We start from the raw sequence: 21,716 nt of genomic DNA, 5'->3' as shown, positions 1-21,716 counted from the left end.
AACTGATGCTGACAAGTACACCCCAGAAGGTCAAGATGTTCACACTACCCCAGGCGTAGTACCACCAGCAGAAAAGGGCATTAAGAACAAGGACGATATGCCAAGCGGCACTAAGTACACATGGGAGAAGACTCCAGATGTAACTAAGCCAGGCAAGACTACAGGTACAGTAATCGTAACTTACCCAGATGGTTCAAAGGATAAAGTTGATGTTCCAGTAATCATTGACAATCCAACAACTCCAACTGATGCTGACAAGTACACCCCAGAAGGTCAAGATGTTCACACTACCCCAGGCGTAGTACCACCAGCAGAAAAGGGTATTAAGAACAAGGACGACATGCCAGATGGCACTAAGTACACTTGGGAGAAGACTCCAGATGTAACTAAGCCAGGCAAGACTACAGGAACAATAATCGTCACTTATCCAGACGGCTCACAAGACAAGGTCGATGTTCATGTTGTTGTAGATAAGACTCCAAGTGATGCAGACAAGTACACTCCAGAAGGTCAAGACGTTCACACTACCCCCAGGTGTAGTACCACCAGCAGAAAAGGGCATTAAGAACAAGGACGATATGCCAAAAGGCACTAAGTACACTTGGGAGAAGACTCCAGATGTAACTAAGCCAGGTAAGACTACAGGCACTGTGATTGTGACTTACCCAGATGGTTCAAAAGATAAGGTTAACGTAACAGTAATTATCGGTACGAACCATGTAACTCCAGAGCCACAACCAATTCACACTACTCCAGGTGTTGTTCCAAACCCATCAGAAGGTATTAAGAACAAGAACGATATGCCAGAAGGTACTAAGTACACTTGGAAAGAAGTGCCAAATGTTTCTACAATTGGTGAACATACAGGCGTTGTTACGGTAACTTATCCAGATGGCTCTAGCGTAGATGTAACAGTTAAGGTCTATGTAGACGCTACTGGAACAAGTGACAACAATGGTGGTAAGACTACAGAAACTAATTCTGAAACCAATACTGCAAAAGCAGCTACTGTAAATGAAAATCACCATGCTGAAAAGAATACATTGCCACAAACTGGTGCTAAGTCAGAAAATACAGCTGGTATCTTAGGCTTAGCAATTGCCGCAGTAGGTAGTTTATTCGGATTAGGCGTAGATAGAAAAAAGCGTCAAAAATAATAAAAGTTAGTTTGAAATCCCTAAAAGAGGCTAGACATTGAAGTCTAGTCTCTTTTTTCTGACATGAAAATAAGCATTTTTCTGCAAATGCTTGTTGACACAAATATGTGAAAGCGCTATTATAATTACTGTAAATAAGCGGATTACTGATGCGATCAGGTCTGAGCTACTACAAATAATGATGATATACTTAAAGTGTATATTGTAGTTTGTGGTAGCTTTTTTCTATATAAAGGTGATTCGTCGGATGATATTTCTTAAAACATTTAACAATAGTGCAGCCTTGGTTCAGGACGATCAAGGCCAAGAACAAGTAGTCCTGGGCAAAGGCGTGGGCTTTGGCTTAAAGAAAGGCGATAAGATTGATGAGAATAAAATTGAAAGGCGGTTTACCGCTACTTCTCATCAAGATGAAGTCAATCAAGTTAAAGAAATCAATGCTTCAACCATCGATTTAACCAATAAGGTGATCCAGATGGTGGAGCCACTTCTAAATGTGAAGTTCAATGATTTTCAATACTTAGCTTTAGCTGACCATATTGATTTTGCTCTTTCAAGAATTGAAGATCATATTGATATGAGTGCTGCTAATACACGCTGGGAAGTTAAGAATCTTTTTCCTAAGGAGTATAAGATTAGTGAAAAAGTCATTGCTTTAATTAATAAAGAAATGAAAGTCAACTTACCACCGAGTGAAAGTATTTTTATGACTTATCACTTCGTTAATGCAGCTTCTGATAATGATCAGGTTCAAGAAACAGTTGAGATCACTGAGTTGATTAGCGGAATTATTGATATTATTCAGTATCAATACCAAATGACTTTAGATACAGAGTCGTTTAATTATAGTCGCTTCATTACTCACTTAAGAGTATTATTGGTAAGACTTTTAAGAAATAAGCATCAAAAAAGTGGCGAACTTGATGATTCGCTACTAGCTTTTATGAAGATTAAGTACAATCATGCCTATGATACGGCAGAGAGAATCGCAACTTATTTACATAGTAAAAAGGGATGGACCCTAAATTCAGATGATAAGTTCTATCTTGTTTTACACATTTGGCGCGTGACAAACCGCCAAGAAAATTAAATATTTTCATATTTAGGTATGTTACTAATTCGATTAGGCAAGAACCCAAGTTACTGAAAGACATTGAACATTTACGTTCTCTAGTTTTTGAGTAGCTTGGGTTTTATTATTGGGAGGAAAAAAGCTATGGCTAAGAACTATGACGCTCTAGCAAAAACGATTATTAAGAACGTTGGCGGAAAAGACAACGTAATCAGCGTTGTTCACTGTACAACACGCTTGCGTTTTAAATTAAAAGATGAAAAAAAGGCTAATGATGATGCCTTAAAAGATACTGATGGTGTTGTTACAGTTGTTAAAGCTGGTGGACAATATCAGGTAGTTATTGGTAATGAAGTTGCTGACGTATACGAGGCAGTCTTAAAAGAAGGTGGCTTTTCTGGTGGTGGCCAAGTTGCTGATGACGATTTAGATGACAGCAATATGAGTTTAATGGATAAAGCTATCGATCTTATTTCAGGTATCTTTACTCCGATCTTGGGGCCAATGGCTGCAGCAGGTATGATTAAAGGCTTAACTGCAATGTGCGCTTCATTTGGCTGGCTCGCTAAAACCTCTGGTACTTATGAAGTTTTATATGCGATTGGGGATGGTTTCTTTTACTTCTTGCCACTTATTCTAGCAATTACTAGTGCTAAGAAGTTTAAGGTAGACCGCTTTACAGCCATTACAATTGGTGCTGCAATGTGTTATCCAGCAATGGTAGCAATGAATAGCAGCAAAAAAGTTTTGTTTGATCTATTTAACGGAACGTTCTTACATTCACAAGTTCATGCTACATTCTTAGGTATTCCAATTATTTCAATGAACTATACTTCAACAGTTATTCCAATTATTTTAGCAGTTTGGTTTGCTTCTGTTGTTGAAAAATGGTGCAAGAAATGGATTCCAACTGTGGTAAAAACTTTCTTAGTTCCATTTGTTACTTTACTGATTGTAGTTCCTTTGACTTTCTTAATTATCGGGCCACTTGCTACTTGGATTGGTAATGCACTTGCTGCCATTACTTCAGCCGTTTACAACTTTAGTCCAGTATTAGCTGGAATTTTACTTGGTGGCTTCTGGCAAGTATTCGTTATCTTCGGTGTTCACTGGGGATTCGTTGCAGTAATGATGTCAAATATTGCTGCATTAGGTTATGACCCAATCTTAGGGTTATCATTAGGTGCTTCATTTGCACAAATTGGTGTTGTTTTAGCAATCTTATTACAAACTAAAGATCAAAAATTAAAAGGTATTGCTCTTCCAGCATTCTTATCAGGAATTTTCGGTGTTACTGAACCAGCTATTTATGGTGTAACTCTTCCACGTAAAAAGCCATTTGTCTTAAGTTGTATTGCAGCTGGTATTGGTGGCGGTTTGATTGGATTCTTCGGTACTAAGATGTACATGATGGGTGGTATGGGAGTCTTCGTAATCCCTGCTGCTATTGGTCCAAAGACTGGTGTTGACATGAGTGTTTACGGTTTAATGATTGCGATGGCTGTCTCATTCGTTCTTGGATTTATTTTACAAATGGTTCTTGGCAAGAAGAGTGTTGATCAAGCTTACGATGAAAAACAAGCAAAGACTGTTCAAGAAGTTGCAAACCAAGCAGATACTATTGCGAAAGCTGCCCCAAGCTTAGCAAGTACTAGCGACTTAAATGTTTCAACTGAACTAGTTAGTCCACTTGCTGGTGAATTATTGCCACTATCAGAAGTAAAAGATGAAGTCTTCTCAAGCGGTGCTATGGGTGAGGGCGTTGCTGTTGAGCCTAGCGAAGGAGTTCTACATGCACCAGCAGATGGTAAAGTTGTGATGACCTTCCCAACAGGACATGCTATCGGAATGAAGACAAGCGATGGTGCAGAAATCTTGATGCACATTGGAATGGATACTGTTAATTTACAAGGACATGGTTTTGAAACCTTAGTTGCAAAAGGCGACGAAGTTAAAGCAGGTGATGAATTAGTTAAGTTTGATATCGATGCAATTCATGCTAAGGGCTATGTTGTAACGACACCAATCGTAGTTACTAACTCGAAAGATTATGAAAAGATCACTGTTGTAAGTCAAGGCAACGTAAAAGTAGGACAAGAGATTTTAGACTTAGAAGGAGCTAGTGAAGCAGAAGCAGCTAGTTCAAATCCGCAAATGGCTTAGATAATGTAATCGATTTCATATATAATAAAAATGATTAGTATTGAAAAAGAGGAGAAATATAAATGTCATTTCCAAAAAACTTTTTATGGGGCGGAGCTACTGCCGCAAATCAAATTGAAGGTGCGTATGATGAAGATGGAAAAGGATTATCAGTCACTGATATTACAACTACTGGTAGTTTAGATGCACCAAGAATGTTGACTTATAAGTTGAATGGTAAGTTAGAAAAAACTCCAGGTATTCCTGGGGCGGGCTTGCCAGAAGGCGCAGTTGGTGCAATTGATCCAAATGAATATTACCCAAACCACGTGGCAATTGATTTTTATCACCACTATAAAGAAGACATTAAGATGTTTGCTGAAATGGGCTTTAAGACCTTCCGCCTTTCAATTGCCTGGACTAGAATTTTCCCTAAAGGCGATGAAGAAAAGCCAAATCAAGCTGGGTTAGATTTTTATCGCCGTGTATTTGAAGAATGTAAAAAGTACGGGATTGAACCTTTAGTTACTATTTCTCACTACGAAGATCCGCTATACCTCAGTGAAAAATACCATGACTGGGGCGATCGCAAAATGATCGATATGTATGTTAAGTATGCAACTACTTTGTTTGAAGAATACAGAGGACTGGTTAAGTACTGGCTTACATTTAATGAAATTAACTCAACGCTTTTAATGCTGAGTGCATTTGGTAATAATGTAACTGATGATAAGGTATATCAACATGCCTACCAAAAGTTGCATTATCAATTTGTTGCTAGTGCTCGCGCAGTTAAGATTGCTCATGCATTAGATCCTAACTATGTAGTTGGTAATATGATTTGCGGTATTGTAGACTATCCATTAACACCAGATCCTAAGGATATTTTGGCTAACCGTCACATGTGGGAACAAAATATCTTCTACTGCGGCGATGTGCAAGTAAAAGGTAAATACCCAACTTATGCTAAGCGTTTATGGAATGAACATAATGTTCATTTAGATATTACTGAGCAAGATCGAAAAGACTTGCTTGAAGGAAAAGTTGACATTTATACCTTCTCTTACTACATGTCTAACATTATTACTACCCATGAAGTAAAAGATAAAGTGGGCGGCAATTTTGCTGCTGGTGTTAAGAACCCATACTTGAAGTATTCCGAATGGGGCTGGGCAACTGATCCAGATGGACTTCAATATTATCTTGAAGTAATGTATGATCGCTACGACATTCCAATGATGGTTGTTGAAAATGGTCTTGGCGCAGTTGATAAGATCAGCGCTGATGGCAAGATTCATGATGATTACCGGATTGATTACTTGAGAATGCATATTAAGGCAATGGAGCGTGCAATTGATGATGGTGTAGATTTAATTGGTTACACTACTTGGGGCTGTATTGACTTAGTTTCTGCAGGTACCGGTCAAATGAGTAAGCGTTATGGCTTTATCTATGTGGATAGAGATGATGAAGGCAACGGTACTTTAAAGAGAATGCCCAAGGATTCATTCTATTGGTACAAGAAAGTTATTGAATCTGATGGAAAAGATTTAGATTAATTTGAATTAAAAAATACAATGATTGCTTAGAGTAACTATGCTATGATGATTTAGATTGATTTTTATTTGTGAGGAAGAAGCTGGATGGATAAGCAAGTTACTAGAAGCAGACTGTGGACAGTTTTGGCAGCTTTAGCAGCTGTGATGTGGGGAATATCAGGTTTATTTGCGGAGTCTTTATTTAAGATCAGTTCTAAAATTACACCTATTTGGCTGACACAAGTAAGACTAATTATTTCTGGGATTGTCTTATTAATCATTGCGACAATTTTACATCAAAAGCCAATTTCAGTTTTAAAAGACAAGAAAAATACGTTGCACATTATTGCTTATGGGGTATTTGGTTTATTACCAGTACAGATTTTTTACTTTATTGTCATTGAAATGGCGAATGCTTCGATTGCGACTATCTTACAATTTATTGGACCGTTTTTTGTTCTTGCTTATCTTGCTTTAACTCATCAGCAAGTTTTAAGAAGGTTAGATATTTTAGCAGCACTGATGGCTTTTATTGGTGTATTTTTGCTGGACTGGGATTGGTAATTATTCATCCAAGTTTTCCTGCTGTTCCAAATACTCCCAAAGTTTGGCTCTGGGTAGGAGCAATTATTATCTTGGGAACAATAGTACCTTTTCAGATCATGGCGAATGCCTTGCGCTATGTTAAGCCATCAACGGTTAGTCTGCTTGATGCGTTTGAGCCCTTATCAGCTACAGTTGGTTCAGTTTTAATCTTTGGTTTGGTGATGTCAGGGATGGATTGGCTAGGAACTTTTTTAGTAATAGGGGCAGTTTTAGCTTTGAATTTCACACCTAAGAGAAAAATTAAAAAAACTTCTGAAAAGAGAATATAAAGAAAAGCTGGCAATATCTTCGCTTGAAATGGCGTTGGTATTACCAGCTTTTTTTGCTTGAAATTTTAGAATTCGTTTAAGATCATTTCTTTTTTATAACTCTTTATAACTTTTGGCAATTTGTATAACTATCAGATTACACCTTAAAGAAAACAAGTGTATTAATACTAGATTTTTAATAAAACACAAATTTAGCCAAAAAATATTTTAATTTTGTATTGTTTTTTTCATTTTAATATCATATAATAAAAATCAAGAAATTTAAGTCATCTCACAAAGGGGGAGAAAAAATGAAAAAAGTTAAGTGGTTAGGAGCAATTACAGTATTGTCCGGTGCGGCATTGACTTTAACTGCTTGTGGGAATAACAACAATAATAATGCTAGTGATAAGAAAGTTAGCTTTAAAGAAGCTGTTCCTAAGAAACAAGTTAAAAAAGGCGGAACATTAAAGTACGCAGTTGAAAGTGATTCACCTTTCACAGGTATTTTCTTACCTGAATTATCTGATACGATTACTGATAGCGAAATTCAAAGTCCAGGTTTAGAAGGACTATTTAGTGTTGATGATAGCTATAAGATTAATAATAAGGGTGCAGCTACCTTTAAATTAGATAAGAATGCTAAGACAATTACAATTGAAGTTAAAAAGGGTGTTAAGTGGTCTGATGGTAAGCAAGTAACTGCTAAGGACCTTGAATACGCCTACGAAATTGTTGGTAACCCTAAGACCAAGACTTCAAGATATACAGATTCTTTAGCTAACCTTGTTGGTTTAGAAGAATATCATAAGGGTAAGACCGACAAGATTTCTGGTATTGAAATGCCAAATGGCGAAAATGGTCGAAAAGTTGTACTTCACTTCAAAGAAATGAAGCCAGGTATGCTTCAATCAGGTAACGGTTACTTCCTTGAAAGTGCAGAACCATACCACTACTTGAAAGATGTTCCATTTGAGAAACTTTTATCTGATGATAAAGTTCGTAAGCAACCACTATTCTTTGGCCCTTACAAGGTTCAAAAGGTTGTTCGTGGCCAATCAGTTACTTATGTACCAAACGAATATTACTGGCGTGGTAAGCCAAACTTAGACAAGATTACTATGGAAGTAATCGGAACTAACTCTGTTTCTCAAGCTATTAAGAGTCATAAGTTTGATATTACTGGTGTACTTAACTCTCAATGGAACAATGTTAAGGATACTAAGAATGTTAACTTCATTGGTAAGATTCCTCTATCTTACAACTACTTAGGCTTTAAGGTAGGTAAGTTTGACAAGAAGACTGGTAAGAACGTTGAAGATAAGAACGCTAAGATGAACAATGTTTCATTACGTAAAGCGATGGCTTATGCAATGAACATTGATGCCGTTAACAAGCGCTACAGTAATGGCTTGACTTTCCGTATTAACACTTTAATCCCAGCACAATTCGGCGACTTCTCTGACAAGAGTATCAAGGGATACCCATACAACTTGAAGAAGGCTAATGAATTGTTAGACAAGGCTGGATACAAGAAGCGTAAGGGTGAAAAATACCGTCGTCAGCCAAATGGCAAGAAGTTAACTATTAACGTTGCCGTTCGTAATACACAACCAAATGCTGAAAAGATCTGGACTAACTACCTCCAACAATGGCAAAAGATTGGCTTAGATGCTAAATTTGTTGGTGGTCGTCCAATGGAATTCAACTCTTGGGTACAAGATGTTCAAGCAGATAGTCCTAAGATTGATGTCTTTGAAGGTGGTTGGAGCCTCTCATCTGAACCATCACCAATGGACCTTTACAGTGAAGGTGCTCCATACAACATGGCTCGTTTTGTTTCTCCAACTCAATCTAAGCTTCTTACTAACATTGATTCAACTAAGGCCTTCAACCACAAGTACCGTGTACAAGCGTTTGATAAGTGGCAACAATGGATGTATGACAATGCCTATGTTGTACCTACCACAAACAGTTGGTCAGTAACTGCAGTTAACAACAAGGTAACTGGCTGGTCACTTAAGCCATCAGCAAACTCATGGTACGATGTTGGCTTTACAAAATAACTTAAAATTTTAATTTTCCATAATCCTCATATATCAACACAAATTACACAATTCTTAAATAATATTTCCTTAAATTAAATTTTCATAGTTATATTCCTTCAGAAGACTCTACTTTTATAAAGCAGAGTCTTCTTTTTGTATAGGCAACGATAGAATGGCTATTTTTTATAATAATTGTTGTAAGATAGTAGTTGATAAAAAGTAAGGAGGAACTGACTTTGACTGCAAAGTTACCAACTCAGATTGAGGTGCGTGGGGGACGTGTTCATAATCTGAAAAATATTGATGTTAATATCCCACTTCATAAATTTGTTGCAATCTCTGGTTTGTCAGGCTCAGGAAAATCTTCTTTAGCCATGGGTATCTTATATGAAGAAGGCTCCAGAAGATATTTAGATGCCTTGTCTACTTATATGCGTAGACGAATCAAACAGGGAAATCAGGCAAATGTTACTAGCGTCAAGCATATTCCTTCAGCTTTAGCCTTAAGGCAGCGTCCAACTATTCCATCTGAACGCGCAACGGTTGGAACAATGAGCGAAACTTTTAATATTTTGCGGTTGATCTTTTCTAGATTAGGCTCGCCTGTTTGCCCTAATGGTCACCGTTTAAAGCCAAGTCTAGAAATTGCAGAAGCAATGGCAAAGTCAGGTGAAGAAATGGGTCAACTTACTTGTCCAGTTTGCGGTGTTAAGTTTTATGTGCCAAGTGCTGAGCAATTTGCCTTTAATTCTGATGGAGCTTGTGAAGAATGTGGCGGGACAGGAAAAGTACGTCAATTGGATGATAGTAAGTTGATTGCTGATCCTAGTCTTTCTATTAAAGATGGAGCAGTTGCTTCGTGGTCGCTACCTGGTAGAAACTTTATGCCCAATGTAGCAGAACATGCGGGGGTTAGGATTGACATTCCCTATAAGGATTTAACTGATAAAGAAAAAGATTTTGTTCTTAATGGTCCTGAAAAGAAGTATAAAATGGACTTTTTATCAGGAACGGGGAGAGTTTTTCATGATTTTAATGCCCTTTATGAAAATGCTCACCAAGCTGTTTTACGTTCTGCCAAAACTAGTAAGAGCGAACGTGCGCAAAAGCGGATTTCAGAATTTTTCTCATATCAGACTTGTCCTGTGTGTCATGGTTCAAGATTAAAGCCAGGATTATTGAAGCAATTAGTAGGTAGTTTAAATATTAACGAAGTAGCTGAAATGCCGTTAGGTGATTTGATTGCTTGGAAAGATCAAGTGCTTAAGAGTTTACCAGCTGAGATGCATAAAATGGCCAGCGCCTTATTCACAGAGTTTGTGGAGAACTTGCAACCACTACTTGATTTAGGCTTAGATTATTTAACAATGGCTCGAAATGGTAACACCTTATCCACAGGTGAATTACAGCGAATTCAGTTAGCACGAACGTTGAGAACAGAAACAACTGGCGTCTTATATGTCTTAGATGAACCTTCAATTGGGCTACATCCTGCTAATGTTGATGGCTTAATTAAGGTCTTGCATAAATTAGTAGCACAAGGAAATTCACTAGTAGTTGTGGATCACAATGTGGATATTATTAAAGCAGCTGATGAAATAATTGAGATTGGACCAGGATCAGGTGAACAAGGCGGTGAAATTCTGGATCAAGGTAGCGTTGATCAAATAAAAAAAGACAAGCACTCTTTAATTAGACCTTATCTTGATGGAACTGCTGAATTAATGGCGAGAAAGCGAGCAGAAAAAGTTAACTCTGTAAAAATTTCATTTAATGTGGATCATTATTTTAATCTGCAAGATGTTCATGCGAATATTCCTGTTAATCAATTAACTGCTGTGACTGGATTTTCTGGAGCAGGTAAGACAAGTTTAATTCTAGATAGTTTAGTTCCAGCAATTCAAGCACAAGCAAAAGGTGAAAATTTACCTAAACAAGTTAAGAACTTTGAATCGCCAATTAATCAAGTAGTTAGCGTTGATGCTTCACCAATTGGTAAAAGTACCAGGTCAACTGTTGCTACATATACTTCAATTATGGATAATTTACGTAAATTATTTGCTCGGCAGCCTCTTGCAAAAGACAAGCATTATACGCCAACTTACTTTTCTTATAATAATAAACAGGGAGCTTGTCCAATTTGTGGTGGAACTGGAATTGTAACTTTAGATATTCAATTTTTACCTGATATGCAGCAGATTTGTCCGATCTGTGAGGGTAATCGCTATAATCCGGAAGTTCAAAAAGTAAAGTGGAACGGCTACTCAATTGTTGATATTTTAAATTTAGATATTAATGAAGCAATTCCTGTTTTTAAGAAAGAACCTAAAATTGAGCGTGACTTACTTTTACTAAAAGAAGTTGGACTAGATTATCTTCATTTAGGTGAAAGTACACCAACTTTATCTGGTGGAGAGGCACAGCGTTTGAAGTTAGTGACACATTTAAGTCATAAACAGGACGATACTTTATTTGTATTTGATGAGCCTACAATTGGATTACATCCGCTTGATGTGAAAGTTTTAGTTCAAGTAATGCAGAAATTGCTAGATCAAGGGGCAACTATTATTACGATTACGCACGATCTAAATATGATAGTTAATGCAGATAATATTCTTGATTTAGGGCCACGTGGCGGAAAAAATGGTGGAAAAGTCGTTGCTGCAGGACAAACACAAGATTTGATTAACCATCCCGTGAGTTTAACAACAGAATACCTTGCTAATTATTGGCGGCAGTTTAAAAAATAGAGCCTTAGGTTAAGCAAGAAGAAAAGCGAATGTTTTATAATTTATATGAAGAGAAAAAGTAGAAAGTGCGGAAGATCATGAAAGAAAAAGAACAAAGTACAGTTGTGGGACAGCTGTTGATCTTAAATATATTTGCAATCCTCGCAGGTTACTATTTTATTACTACCATTGATGAATTTGTTAAACAACGTGAATGGTGGTATGACTTACTAGTTTTACTAATCGTAATTTGTGAAGTTGTCTATAACTGGATTCAGTTGATGAAGGTTAAGGATAAAATTAAAAAGATGTCTTTGACTTTATCGATAATAACTTTAAGTGCATTTTTAAGTGGAACATACTTTAGCGAAATTTGGAATAAGATTCAAAAAGGCAGTGGTTATCGGAATACGATGATTTTAGCCATCTTTTGGGTGTGCTTGTTGATAATTTGGAATATAGTCTTGTGGAAGAGATATAAAAAGAATAATTAAGGTAGAAAACATAATTGTCTAGTTGATAATTATGTTTTTTATTTTGGGATGGTTTAAGAATGAAGATAACTTTTGATAGTAAATGTTTTTTTATGGTAACTAAAAATAAGTCAAGACTAATACTAAACAAACTTAGGTGTTAAAATGTAAGTGTGTTATTTATTACAGCTAGTATTTATTAGGAGATAGTAATCGATGAACAATAGAAAATATATAAAAAATAGTGCTAATGCAAGACAACGTTTTAGCATTCGTAAACTTACAATCAGTACAGCTTCTGTTTTATTGGGAACAGTTTTTTATTTAGGAACAAGTGAAACGACAGCTCAAGCTGCAAGCGCTGATAGTGCAGAGAAAGAAGTGCAGACTGTAGCTACTTCCCCAATTGTAAAAAATGAGGCTACAACAGTTAAAAGTTCAGCAGATACAAATGCTAAAACTCAGGTAGTTCACCAAAAAACTGCTGAATTAGCAAAGACAGATGTAGAAAATAAAACAGATAAATCTACTGTTCAAGCTACGGAGGTTAATGTAGATAAAAAAGACGATAAACCAGTAGCAACTAAGGATGTAAATTCTGCTGAAAAGGTACGGCAAAATACTCAAACTTTAGATACCTTAAAAGCAGTTCCAACTAACACGGCTGAACTTAATGAAAGTAAGGCAGAAAATACGTATACTGACTTTACTGTAGACAAGGATAAAATTGATACTGAAGATTCAGTAACATTCAATTTTAGTACTAATGAAGCAAAAGTTGGAGACGTTTATAAGATTGTTATCCCCGAAACAACCACGGATGGATTTGACGGCACGACTAAAGATGGTGAGTCTGCTGATAAAAAAACTGCTACTATAGATTCAGTAGATTTTGGTCAATTTGATAGTAGCTATGGAACAGCAACTAAAACTTATGATGCAGATAAAAAACAATGGGTAATTACTGATACATTTACGCATGATAATACTAGTAGTCAGCCAATTATTTTAACTACTTCAAATCATTTTAGAGATGACAAACTCCATTCAACCGGTACGTTCACACGCCAAGCATTTTTATATAAGAATGATCATCTATTAAAGACCGTCGAATTTAAACAGACTGTAACAGATTCCGTTTATTTATATTGGGAACAGGGAGGAGATTCTAAAAATTCCCTTTATACGACAAAAGGAAATAAGGTAAATGTAGATTCTAATGAAAATTATCCTTTATTAGCTAATACAGACTATGAATGGCATTTAAATATAAGTAACTTTAACGAAAATTTCAATTATGGTACGACTTTAGAAATTCCAATGCCAGAAAATTTTGTTTTAAATACTGATGCTACAAATAAAGCTAATAATTCAGGTCTATCTGCATATAATGCTAGCTTTAGTCAAGATGGTACAGTAGTAAAACTTACGTTACCACAATTAAGTGAAGCTCAACTAAGCAGGGCATCAAATATTTATAGTGCAGTTAAAATTATTGGTCAGTTTAAAATGGATGTTCCAAGAGGAAATACGCAATTATCCAATTCGAATCAACCAACAATAACTCAGCAGACTAATGCTGTAGGGGATAAATCTAGTAGTTCCATAAATCCGGTTACAGTAACTATTTTAGGAAAAGATCACGGATTAGATAGTTTGCCAATTGGAGATATATTTACTGCAACTATTGACCCGGATAGATATGAGTTTAAGAGCGATGGCAGTATTGATGACAGTAAGCCAGTTACTCCAATGGAAGATACACGTAACCATAATTTAAATAGTTCTATTTCTGCAAGAAACACAACGGCCTATAATTTAAAAAACGTAGTAATGACTGTTAATATTCCAGATGGAATGAATATAAGTGGTTTATCAGTTCCTTCAAACACTAATGGATTTAAATATACTTTTACACTCGCTGATGGAACAACTGAAACGGGTTCAGTTGATGTCAACAATCAATCTACAATTTTAAAAGATAATGCGGGCAAGTTGATTAAGAAAGTTGTTCTGACTTTTGACGAACTTAATGCTTTTGAATCTACTCCTAATTTTGGCCTAAATGGTGTATTGGCTAAAACTTATGCAGATGGCAGTGAGGTTAAAGTAGGTAATAATTTACATACTGACTTGTATGTGACTGCTGATGGTATTAATAATTCAAGTGCCCCAGCTCTCTTTACTCAAAATCAAATTATTGTTGAAAAAATTCCAGTTAGGCCCGAGGTTCACTATAATACCATCACGGCTTCTGGAAGACAGGATAATAAAGTTCCTGGAGCATCAGAAGCTGGTCGTATTTCTTCTTATATTTCTGACTTATTAAACAAGCCTGAAAAATTGACTTATTATGCTGTGTTACCAACTAATGCAGTTTTATCAAGCATTAATAAAACTGCATTACCTAGAGATGTAAAGATAACTAGCTTTAAAGTAAATGGCCGTACAGTTGTTAAAATTTCTGGTGAATTTACTGCAACTAATCAAAATTGGGAGCTAGTCTTAAATAATTCAAACTTAATTACGCACCTTAACTTATCAAGTGATTTGCAAGTTTACTTAGCATTACCAGAAGGCGAAAAGTTAAGTAATACTTCTTATCGTGTTACTGATCAATCTTTACTACCATTTGTTGAAAATTCTGAAAATGCTTATCGCTTAACCACAAGTAACTGGGATGTTATTGCAGCAACAGGAACTTACTCTAAGAGTCTGGCTCAAGGTAACCAAGATATTGATTTATTATTTAAAGGACAATCAGATGATAAAGGTTCATGGAATATGACCTTTTCTAATGTGTTGGTTAACTCAGAAGACAAAGATACTTACAATGCTGTAGTGGTTTCACATGTACCTGGAACTGATGATGGCAAGTCTCAATTTGATTTTAAGCTAAAGGATGCAAATTCAGTTCAAGTAGTAAATACCGCCACGGGAGATATTATTGAGTCAGGTATAGAAAAATATTATTCTACTGAAAATATTAATTTGAATAGTATTAAGTGGGATGATCCTAGCTTGAAGTCACATTTTGTAACAGCTGATAAAGTAACTGATTGGGCAAAGATTAAGACAGTACTAACAACGATTTCTGTTGTTCCTGCTAATAGTACTTATGGCGTTACTCTAAATGGTTATGATCCAACTTTTGAAAAAGATCTGAATAAGACTGCTTATGGATCTTCTGTTGCCTGGACGGATTTACTTAAGCCAATTGTTATTAACGCAGGAGATAAAAATTCAGCTTCTGTAACTATTTCTGGGCAATCAACAATTAACTTTAAACTTCATTTTAATGATGGTAGTCAAGCAGATATTTTAGTGCCAGATATAAATCATACTTATAAAGATGGCGTTGATACTGTCAATAAGTCTGACTTTATTAAGGCAACTAAAAATAGTGACTATGATAATGCTGTTAACAATAAGGATTATTCCCTAATTCCTAAAGCTGTACTTGACGCCATTCCTAATGGTTATGTATTAGATGTTGAATCTGGCGCTAAGATTGAAAACTCTGATACTAAATATCCTAATGGAATGAAAAATGGAACTGCTGAATTTGGTAAGACATCAATGTATTACTTTGATGGCGATACCGTCGTTTATAACTTGATTAAAGCTAATAGTTTTACTAAAAAAATAATTGTTAAAAGAAATGTTAAATTTGAAAATATTGATAAACCTGGTGTAGCTTTAAAACCAGATTACAATAAAAAACTAGATCCTATAGAAGTCTCTGGATTATATAATCCTTTAACTGGCAGAATAATTAGTATTGCCGATTTTTCAAGTAAGACATCGAGCTTAGATTTAAAAGAATATAGTTTCCCAGATGAAATTAATGGGCTAATTTATCAGTCTGCCAACGCTACTGTTAGTTATAATCAAAATCAAGAACACGTTATACCTAAAGTTTCTGGAAGTTTAATAGGCTCATATGTACGTGTTAGAGGAATAGGTACAGGTAAATTTGATACTAAAGGAAAAGCATATAATATTAATGATCCATATAATATTAAAGAATTAAGTGCTGCAAAAGTAGATGATAATACAATTGAATTCGATCAAAATATTTTGATTCAGTATGGAAGTAACCATGCTAACTTAGTATTGATTGGACAAGCGCTTGGAAAAACAAATCAGCTATTAGATTCTTCTATTGGAAATGATAAAGACAAAATCACTTTCAAATATACCGATAAACAACTACAGCGTGATGGCTATACTTATAAGATTTATTACGCTGAAGATGGTAGTAGTTTGGCTTCTTTAGCAGCCAGTGCAATTGGTTCGGTAATAAATGGTGAGGATGCAGTTCATGCTATTAATCAATCTTGGCTAATAAATTATGCGACACAAAATAGCTTTCCTGCTTATGATAGTTTAGCAGATGCCTTGAAGGCTAATAACCAATATGATTCAAGTGCTGATGGTAATGTCGTATCAGATTATACTCAGAATTTCTTTGTAGTTTATACGCCCGTGCAACAAGAAAAACAAAACTTTTATATAATTAGTGACAATGATCCATATAGAAGAGATCCGATAACTAAGCAATTTGCATTGCCTGAAACTACTCAAGATGCAGATAAATCTGGAACAGATTACTTTAAGATACAGGGAAATAAGGGGAGTGAAGTGATCCCGTATAATGAATCTGGTGGAGCAAGGTATAACTCCTTATATAATCAGGGGTCTGCAACTAATTATAGTCAAGGACAGTATGATTATGATGCAAATGGTAATCTGATCAAACATAATCCAGGTATACCTTCAGATGATTCTAATCCGTATTTAAGTGGACTAATGGTTTATCAACGGACCGGTTACTATATTGATGAAGCAATATATGAATATAAAGATTCTCAAGGTAAAAAACATCAAATTAAGTTTAATGTAGAATTAACCAAAAATTTTGATCTAAGCCAAGCTGGTAATGTGTCATATTCTAGTGATAATGGCTTATTACCTATCTTGAACTATTTAACAAGTGGTCCATCAAATAGTGGTAAAAAGTGCTACTTGATGCCAGAAAGTTATACTTCAGATACAACTCCTTATAAAATTAAAATTTCTGGTAGTGAAGATTGGAAAGTAAAAGACGATGAATCAGGAGTCAGCTATGTAGATATACCCGCGGATGAAATATGGACCTTTGATAATACTGACTACGATTCTAGTAAAATGCAAGATCCTAGTCCTCAAATTCTACACTTACATTATGCTCCGACTCCGTTGTCAGAAGATGGTAGTGTAGCTAAGGTACAAATTCACTACGTAGATGTTACGGGAGTAGATCATTTAAATCCGGAAAATCAAGGAATTACTTATAAGCTAAATCCATCAACAAGTAAGTATGGAGCTTATATGGGGAATGAACTGGAATTAGATAACCAGGGCAATCCTCCATCAATATTTAATATTGCTAATGTTGATCAAAGCTATGATAATACCAATAAAGATAATGAAATTGTTTCAAAATTGGCTAAAGAAGGATATGTTGTTGTTCAACGTGATAAACAAACCCGTGGTAAGCAACAATTTAATATCTTTGATAGCGATCAAGGAAATGGATCATATGATAGTAATGATGCCGGAATGAGATATAGCGGCTATCTATGGGCAACTTTAAACTACTATGTTTTCCTCAAAAAGCAGGCGCAATATCCAGCAAATTATCAGGTTCTCTTAGAAAATGATAATGGCACGGTTGAAAAAGAATTAGTTGGCTTAACTGAATTAGGAATAGGTGGCCAGGATGAGGATATTGCCACTAGTTTTGCAGATCCAACTGGACATAGTTTAGAAACACTTGAACAAAAGTATCAAAGTATTATTGATACTTTGAAGAAAAATCCTAAGTATAAAAACTATGATTTTGTTCTAGAACCAACAGATAATAAAAAATTAAAAGTAACAGATAAAATTAACGGTAACTTTAGTGATACTGAATCTAAGTTATTTACTATTTATGCTACCTATAAGAAAGGTAAAGTAACTGTTCACTACATTGACGTAAATGGTTCTGCTAAGACTAAAGATTTCAATCCAAGCGATGGTACAGAGATTTCTGATACTGCCCAGAATTTAACCGATAAAAATTATGGTGATAGTTACAGTAACAAGCTTTGGGATTATGCACAGAATAATTATATTTTGGCAGCAGATGTTCCTAATGCAGCAACAAGTGGTATAATTTCTGCACCAAATAAGGATGTTTATGTATATTTAAAACATGCTACAACCACTACTGTTCAACACGCTACTCTACATGAAAATATTAAGTATCAATATAAAGATGGTTCTAAAGTTGCAAATGATTATGACCGTACAATTAAATATTCACGTACAAAAACTCATGATTTAGTGACAAATAATGATAGTGAGTGGAGTGCATGGAAACCAGTCATTAATCAAAAAGATACTAATTTTGAAACTGTGACTTCACCATTAATTAATGGGTATACTGCTGACAAGAAAGAAATTACTGCTCCAGTTCCAGTTGATAGTGATTTTGAAAATGAAAAAACTCATAATTATAACTATGTTGTGACCTACAGTCCTGACAATCAAAAGATCATAGTCAACTATATTGACGATACGACAGGTAAGACTTTATCTACTAAAGATCTTAATGGTAAATCCGATGAAAAATCAGATTATACGACTAAAGATTCAATTGCAGAGTATGAAAAGCAACATTATGATTTAGTTTCTGATGAAACAAATGGAAGTGAATTGGTCTTCGATCATGATGACAAAGTAGACCAAGTCTACAATGTACACTTCACCCATCATATGACTTCGATTAATGATACGAAGAAAATTAATGAAACGATTCATTATGTTTATAAAGATGGTACAAAAGCTCATGATGATATTAATGGTCAGCCAGTAATTTTCACTCGTGATGGGCAACGTGATGAAGTAACTAATAAGGAACACTGGAATGATTGGAAATCTGAAAAAGATAGTTTTGATGAAGTTAATTCTCCAAAAATTGCAGGTTACACACCAGATTTTGCCACTATAGAAAAGATTACGGTAAAACCAGAAGATTCAGATGTCGTTAAAACAGTAACTTACAAAGCAAATCCGCAAAAAATCATAGTCAACTATATTGACGATACGACAGGTAAGACTTTATCTACTAAAGAGCTTAATGGTAAATCCGATGAAAAATCAGACTATACGACTAAAGATTCAATTGCAGAGTATGAAAAGCAACATTATGATTTAGTTTCTGACGATACAAATGGAAATGAATTGCTCTTTGATCATGATGACGACGTGGACCAGGTTTACAACGTTCATTTGACTCATCATATGACTTCGATTAATGATACGAAGACGATTAACGAAACTATTCATTATATTTATGAAGATGGCAAAACTGTAAGTCCTGATGTAGTTGGTACACCCGTAGTCTTCACCCATGATGGAGAACGTGATGAAGTAACTAATAAGGAACACTGGAACGATTGGAAATCTGAAAAAGATAGCTTTGATGCAGTAAAATCACCAGAAGTAGCTGGATATACACCTGATATTGATACTGTTCCTGAAATAAAGGTAGAACCAACTGACTCTGATATTGATAGAACAGTAACGTACAAAGCTGATGAACAAAAAGCTAAATTGAGATTTTACGATGATACTGATCATAAATTTATCGAGTTAGCACCTGATATTAATACAACTGGCCAGAGCAATGGAAATATTAGTTTCAATGTTCCTTATGACTTTTCAAATTACAGTTTCATCGAAGTTGATAGTAGTAATGATCCAGCGGATAAATCTAACAAATTAAATGGAGATACTTTAGATAAAGTAAACTATGGTAATTTTGATAAGGATAAAAATACTGATCAAATTTTTATAGCTCACTTTACTCACAAGACCGCACCAGTTAAGGATACGAAGACAGTAACTGAAACAGTTCATTATGTTTATGAAGATGGTACAAAAGCTCATGACGATGTACAAAAAGAAGTAACATTCACTAAGACAGGAACTAAGGATTTAGTAACAGGTGAAGAAAAGAGCAATTGGAGTAAATCAAAAGAATTTGAAGAAGTAGTTTCTCCAGAAATTGCAGGCTATACACCAGATCAAGAAAAGATCGATTCTGTCACAGTTTCACATGATTCAAAAGATATTGTTAGGATAGTGACTTATAAGGCAAATCCGCAAAAGATCACAGTAAACTATGTCGATGATACAACAGGTAAGACTTTAGCTACCAAGGAGCTTAATGGTAAATCTGATGAAAAGTCAGGCTATACAACTGGTGATTCAATTGCTAATTATGAAAAGCAACATTATGATTTAGTTTCTGATGAAACAAATGGAAGTGAATTGATCTTTGATCACGATGATAAGGTAGACCAAGTTTACAATGTACATTTGATCCATCATCTGTCTTCGATTAGTGATACAAAGACGATTAATGAAACGATTCATTACGTTTATGAAGATGGCAAGACTGCAAGACCTGATGTAATTGGTACTCCAGTAGTTTTCACTCGTGATGGAGAACGTGATGAAGTAACTAATGAAGATATGTGGAACGATTGGACGACTAAAAAGGATAGTTTTGATAAGGTTCAATCTCCAGAAATAGTGGGATATATACCTAATGTTGATGCTGTTCCTGAAATAAAGGTAAAACCAACTGACTCTGATATTGATAGAACAGTAACGTACAAAGCTGATGAACAAAAAGCTAAATTGAGATTCTACGATGATACTGATCATAAATTTATTGAATTAGCGCCAGATATTAATACTCTAGGTAAGAGCAATGAAAATATCAGTTTCAATGTTCCATATAATTTATCAAACTATAGTTTTATTGAGGTTGATAGCAGCAATGATCCAGCAAATAAATCTGATAAGTTGAATGGTGATAGTTTAGATAATGTAAATTATGGCAGATTTGATACGGATAAGAATGCAGATCAAGTATTTATTGCTCACTTTACTCACAAGACTGTACCAGTTAAGGATACAAAGGCAGTAACTGAAATAGTTCACTATTTATATGAAGATGGCGCAAAAGCTCATGATGATGTTCAAAAGCAAGTAATATTCACTAAGACTGGGAGCAAAGACTTAGTAACTGGTAAAGAAAAGAGCAGTTGGAGCGGTCCACAGGTATTTAATGAAGTGTTCTCTCCAGAAATTACAGGTTACACACCAGATCAAGGAAAGATTAATTCTATGGCTGTTTCAAAAGATTCGAAGGATATTGAACGTACAGTAATTTATAAAGCTAAACCTGTAGAACCGACAACACCGGACAAGCCAACACAACCAAGTAAGCCAACAAAGCCGGAAGAACAAACAATACCTAACAAGCCAAATCAATCGAATGAAACAGAATCATCTAAGACTGTTACGCAAATTAATAAGTTAAACAACTCCAAGAATGTTGAAGCTTCAAACACTTCTACAAGCTTAACTCATACAACTTATGCAGTTGGAACTTCAAGAAATGTCACATCAGCTAAGCAAATTAATCGTGCTAGAACAACACTACCGCAAACTGGTAGTCAAAAGACAGATTTATCATTAGCAGGATTAGCATTAGCTTCTGTCGGAGCAATAATTGGACTAATTGGTGGTAAAGAAAGGAAGAGAAGAAAAAGATAAAAATTAAATAAATACGAAAAAAGATGCATTTTTACTGTTTGAA

9 protein-coding genes and 1 pseudogene are annotated in these 21,716 nt (G+C 35.3%); all 10 read left to right on the top strand.

Annotation, left to right across the window (positions count from 1 at the left end; genetic code table 11):
- On the top strand, window positions 1-565 hold a 565-nt coding region (locus AB5359_RS07710), incomplete at its 5' end, for a Rib/alpha-like domain-containing protein (protein WP_368287205.1).
- On the top strand, window positions 486-1,157 hold the full coding sequence (locus AB5359_RS07705) for a Rib/alpha-like domain-containing protein (protein ID WP_368155152.1): 672 nt from the start codon (window positions 486-488) through the stop codon (window positions 1,155-1,157). The genes AB5359_RS07710 and AB5359_RS07705, both read left to right, overlap by 80 nt.
- Window positions 1,158-1,404: 247 nt before the next feature.
- Entirely contained in the window at window positions 1,405-2,247 is an 843-nt protein-coding gene (locus AB5359_RS07700; RefSeq protein WP_039157571.1) for a PRD domain-containing protein, read from the top strand.
- A gap of 126 nt (window positions 2,248-2,373) precedes the next feature.
- Window positions 2,374-4,392, top strand: a complete 2,019-nt coding sequence (locus AB5359_RS07695) for a beta-glucoside-specific PTS transporter subunit IIABC (RefSeq protein WP_048685720.1) — start codon at window positions 2,374-2,376, stop codon at window positions 4,390-4,392.
- 62 nt (window positions 4,393-4,454) lie between these two features.
- Window positions 4,455-5,930 (top strand): glycoside hydrolase family 1 protein, encoded by a 1,476-nt coding sequence (locus tag AB5359_RS07690; protein ID WP_368280091.1) that lies wholly within the window; start codon window positions 4,455-4,457, stop codon window positions 5,928-5,930.
- Between the two features lie 84 nt (window positions 5,931-6,014).
- Window positions 6,015-6,784, top strand: a pseudogene (locus AB5359_RS07685) (EamA family transporter).
- Between the two features lie 290 nt (window positions 6,785-7,074).
- Window positions 7,075-8,829, top strand: coding sequence for an oligopeptide ABC transporter substrate-binding protein (locus AB5359_RS07680; RefSeq protein ID WP_368287204.1), 1,755 nt, complete (start codon window positions 7,075-7,077; stop codon window positions 8,827-8,829).
- Window positions 8,830-9,047: 218 nt separating this feature from the next.
- A complete protein-coding gene (locus AB5359_RS07675; protein WP_048685712.1) occupies window positions 9,048-11,561 on the top strand; it encodes an excinuclease ABC subunit UvrA in 2,514 nt (837 codons plus the stop codon).
- Between the two features lie 77 nt (window positions 11,562-11,638).
- Window positions 11,639-12,034 (top strand): hypothetical protein, encoded by a 396-nt coding sequence (locus tag AB5359_RS07670; RefSeq protein ID WP_003650016.1) that lies wholly within the window; start codon window positions 11,639-11,641, stop codon window positions 12,032-12,034.
- Between the two features lie 195 nt (window positions 12,035-12,229).
- Complete coding sequence (locus AB5359_RS07665) at window positions 12,230-21,673, top strand: YSIRK-type signal peptide-containing protein (protein ID WP_368280089.1); 9,444 nt, start codon at window positions 12,230-12,232, stop codon at window positions 21,671-21,673.
- The last annotated feature ends 43 nt before the right edge of the window (window positions 21,674-21,716 follow it).

The sequence above is a fragment of the Lactobacillus sp. RTP31084st1_F9_RTP31084_210423 genome, assembly GCF_040919545.1.
GTDB lineage: Bacteria > Bacillota > Bacilli > Lactobacillales > Lactobacillaceae > Lactobacillus > Lactobacillus paragasseri.
Note: the sequence above shows the minus strand (reverse complement) of the source record. Positions and strands in the feature narration are given on the sequence as shown.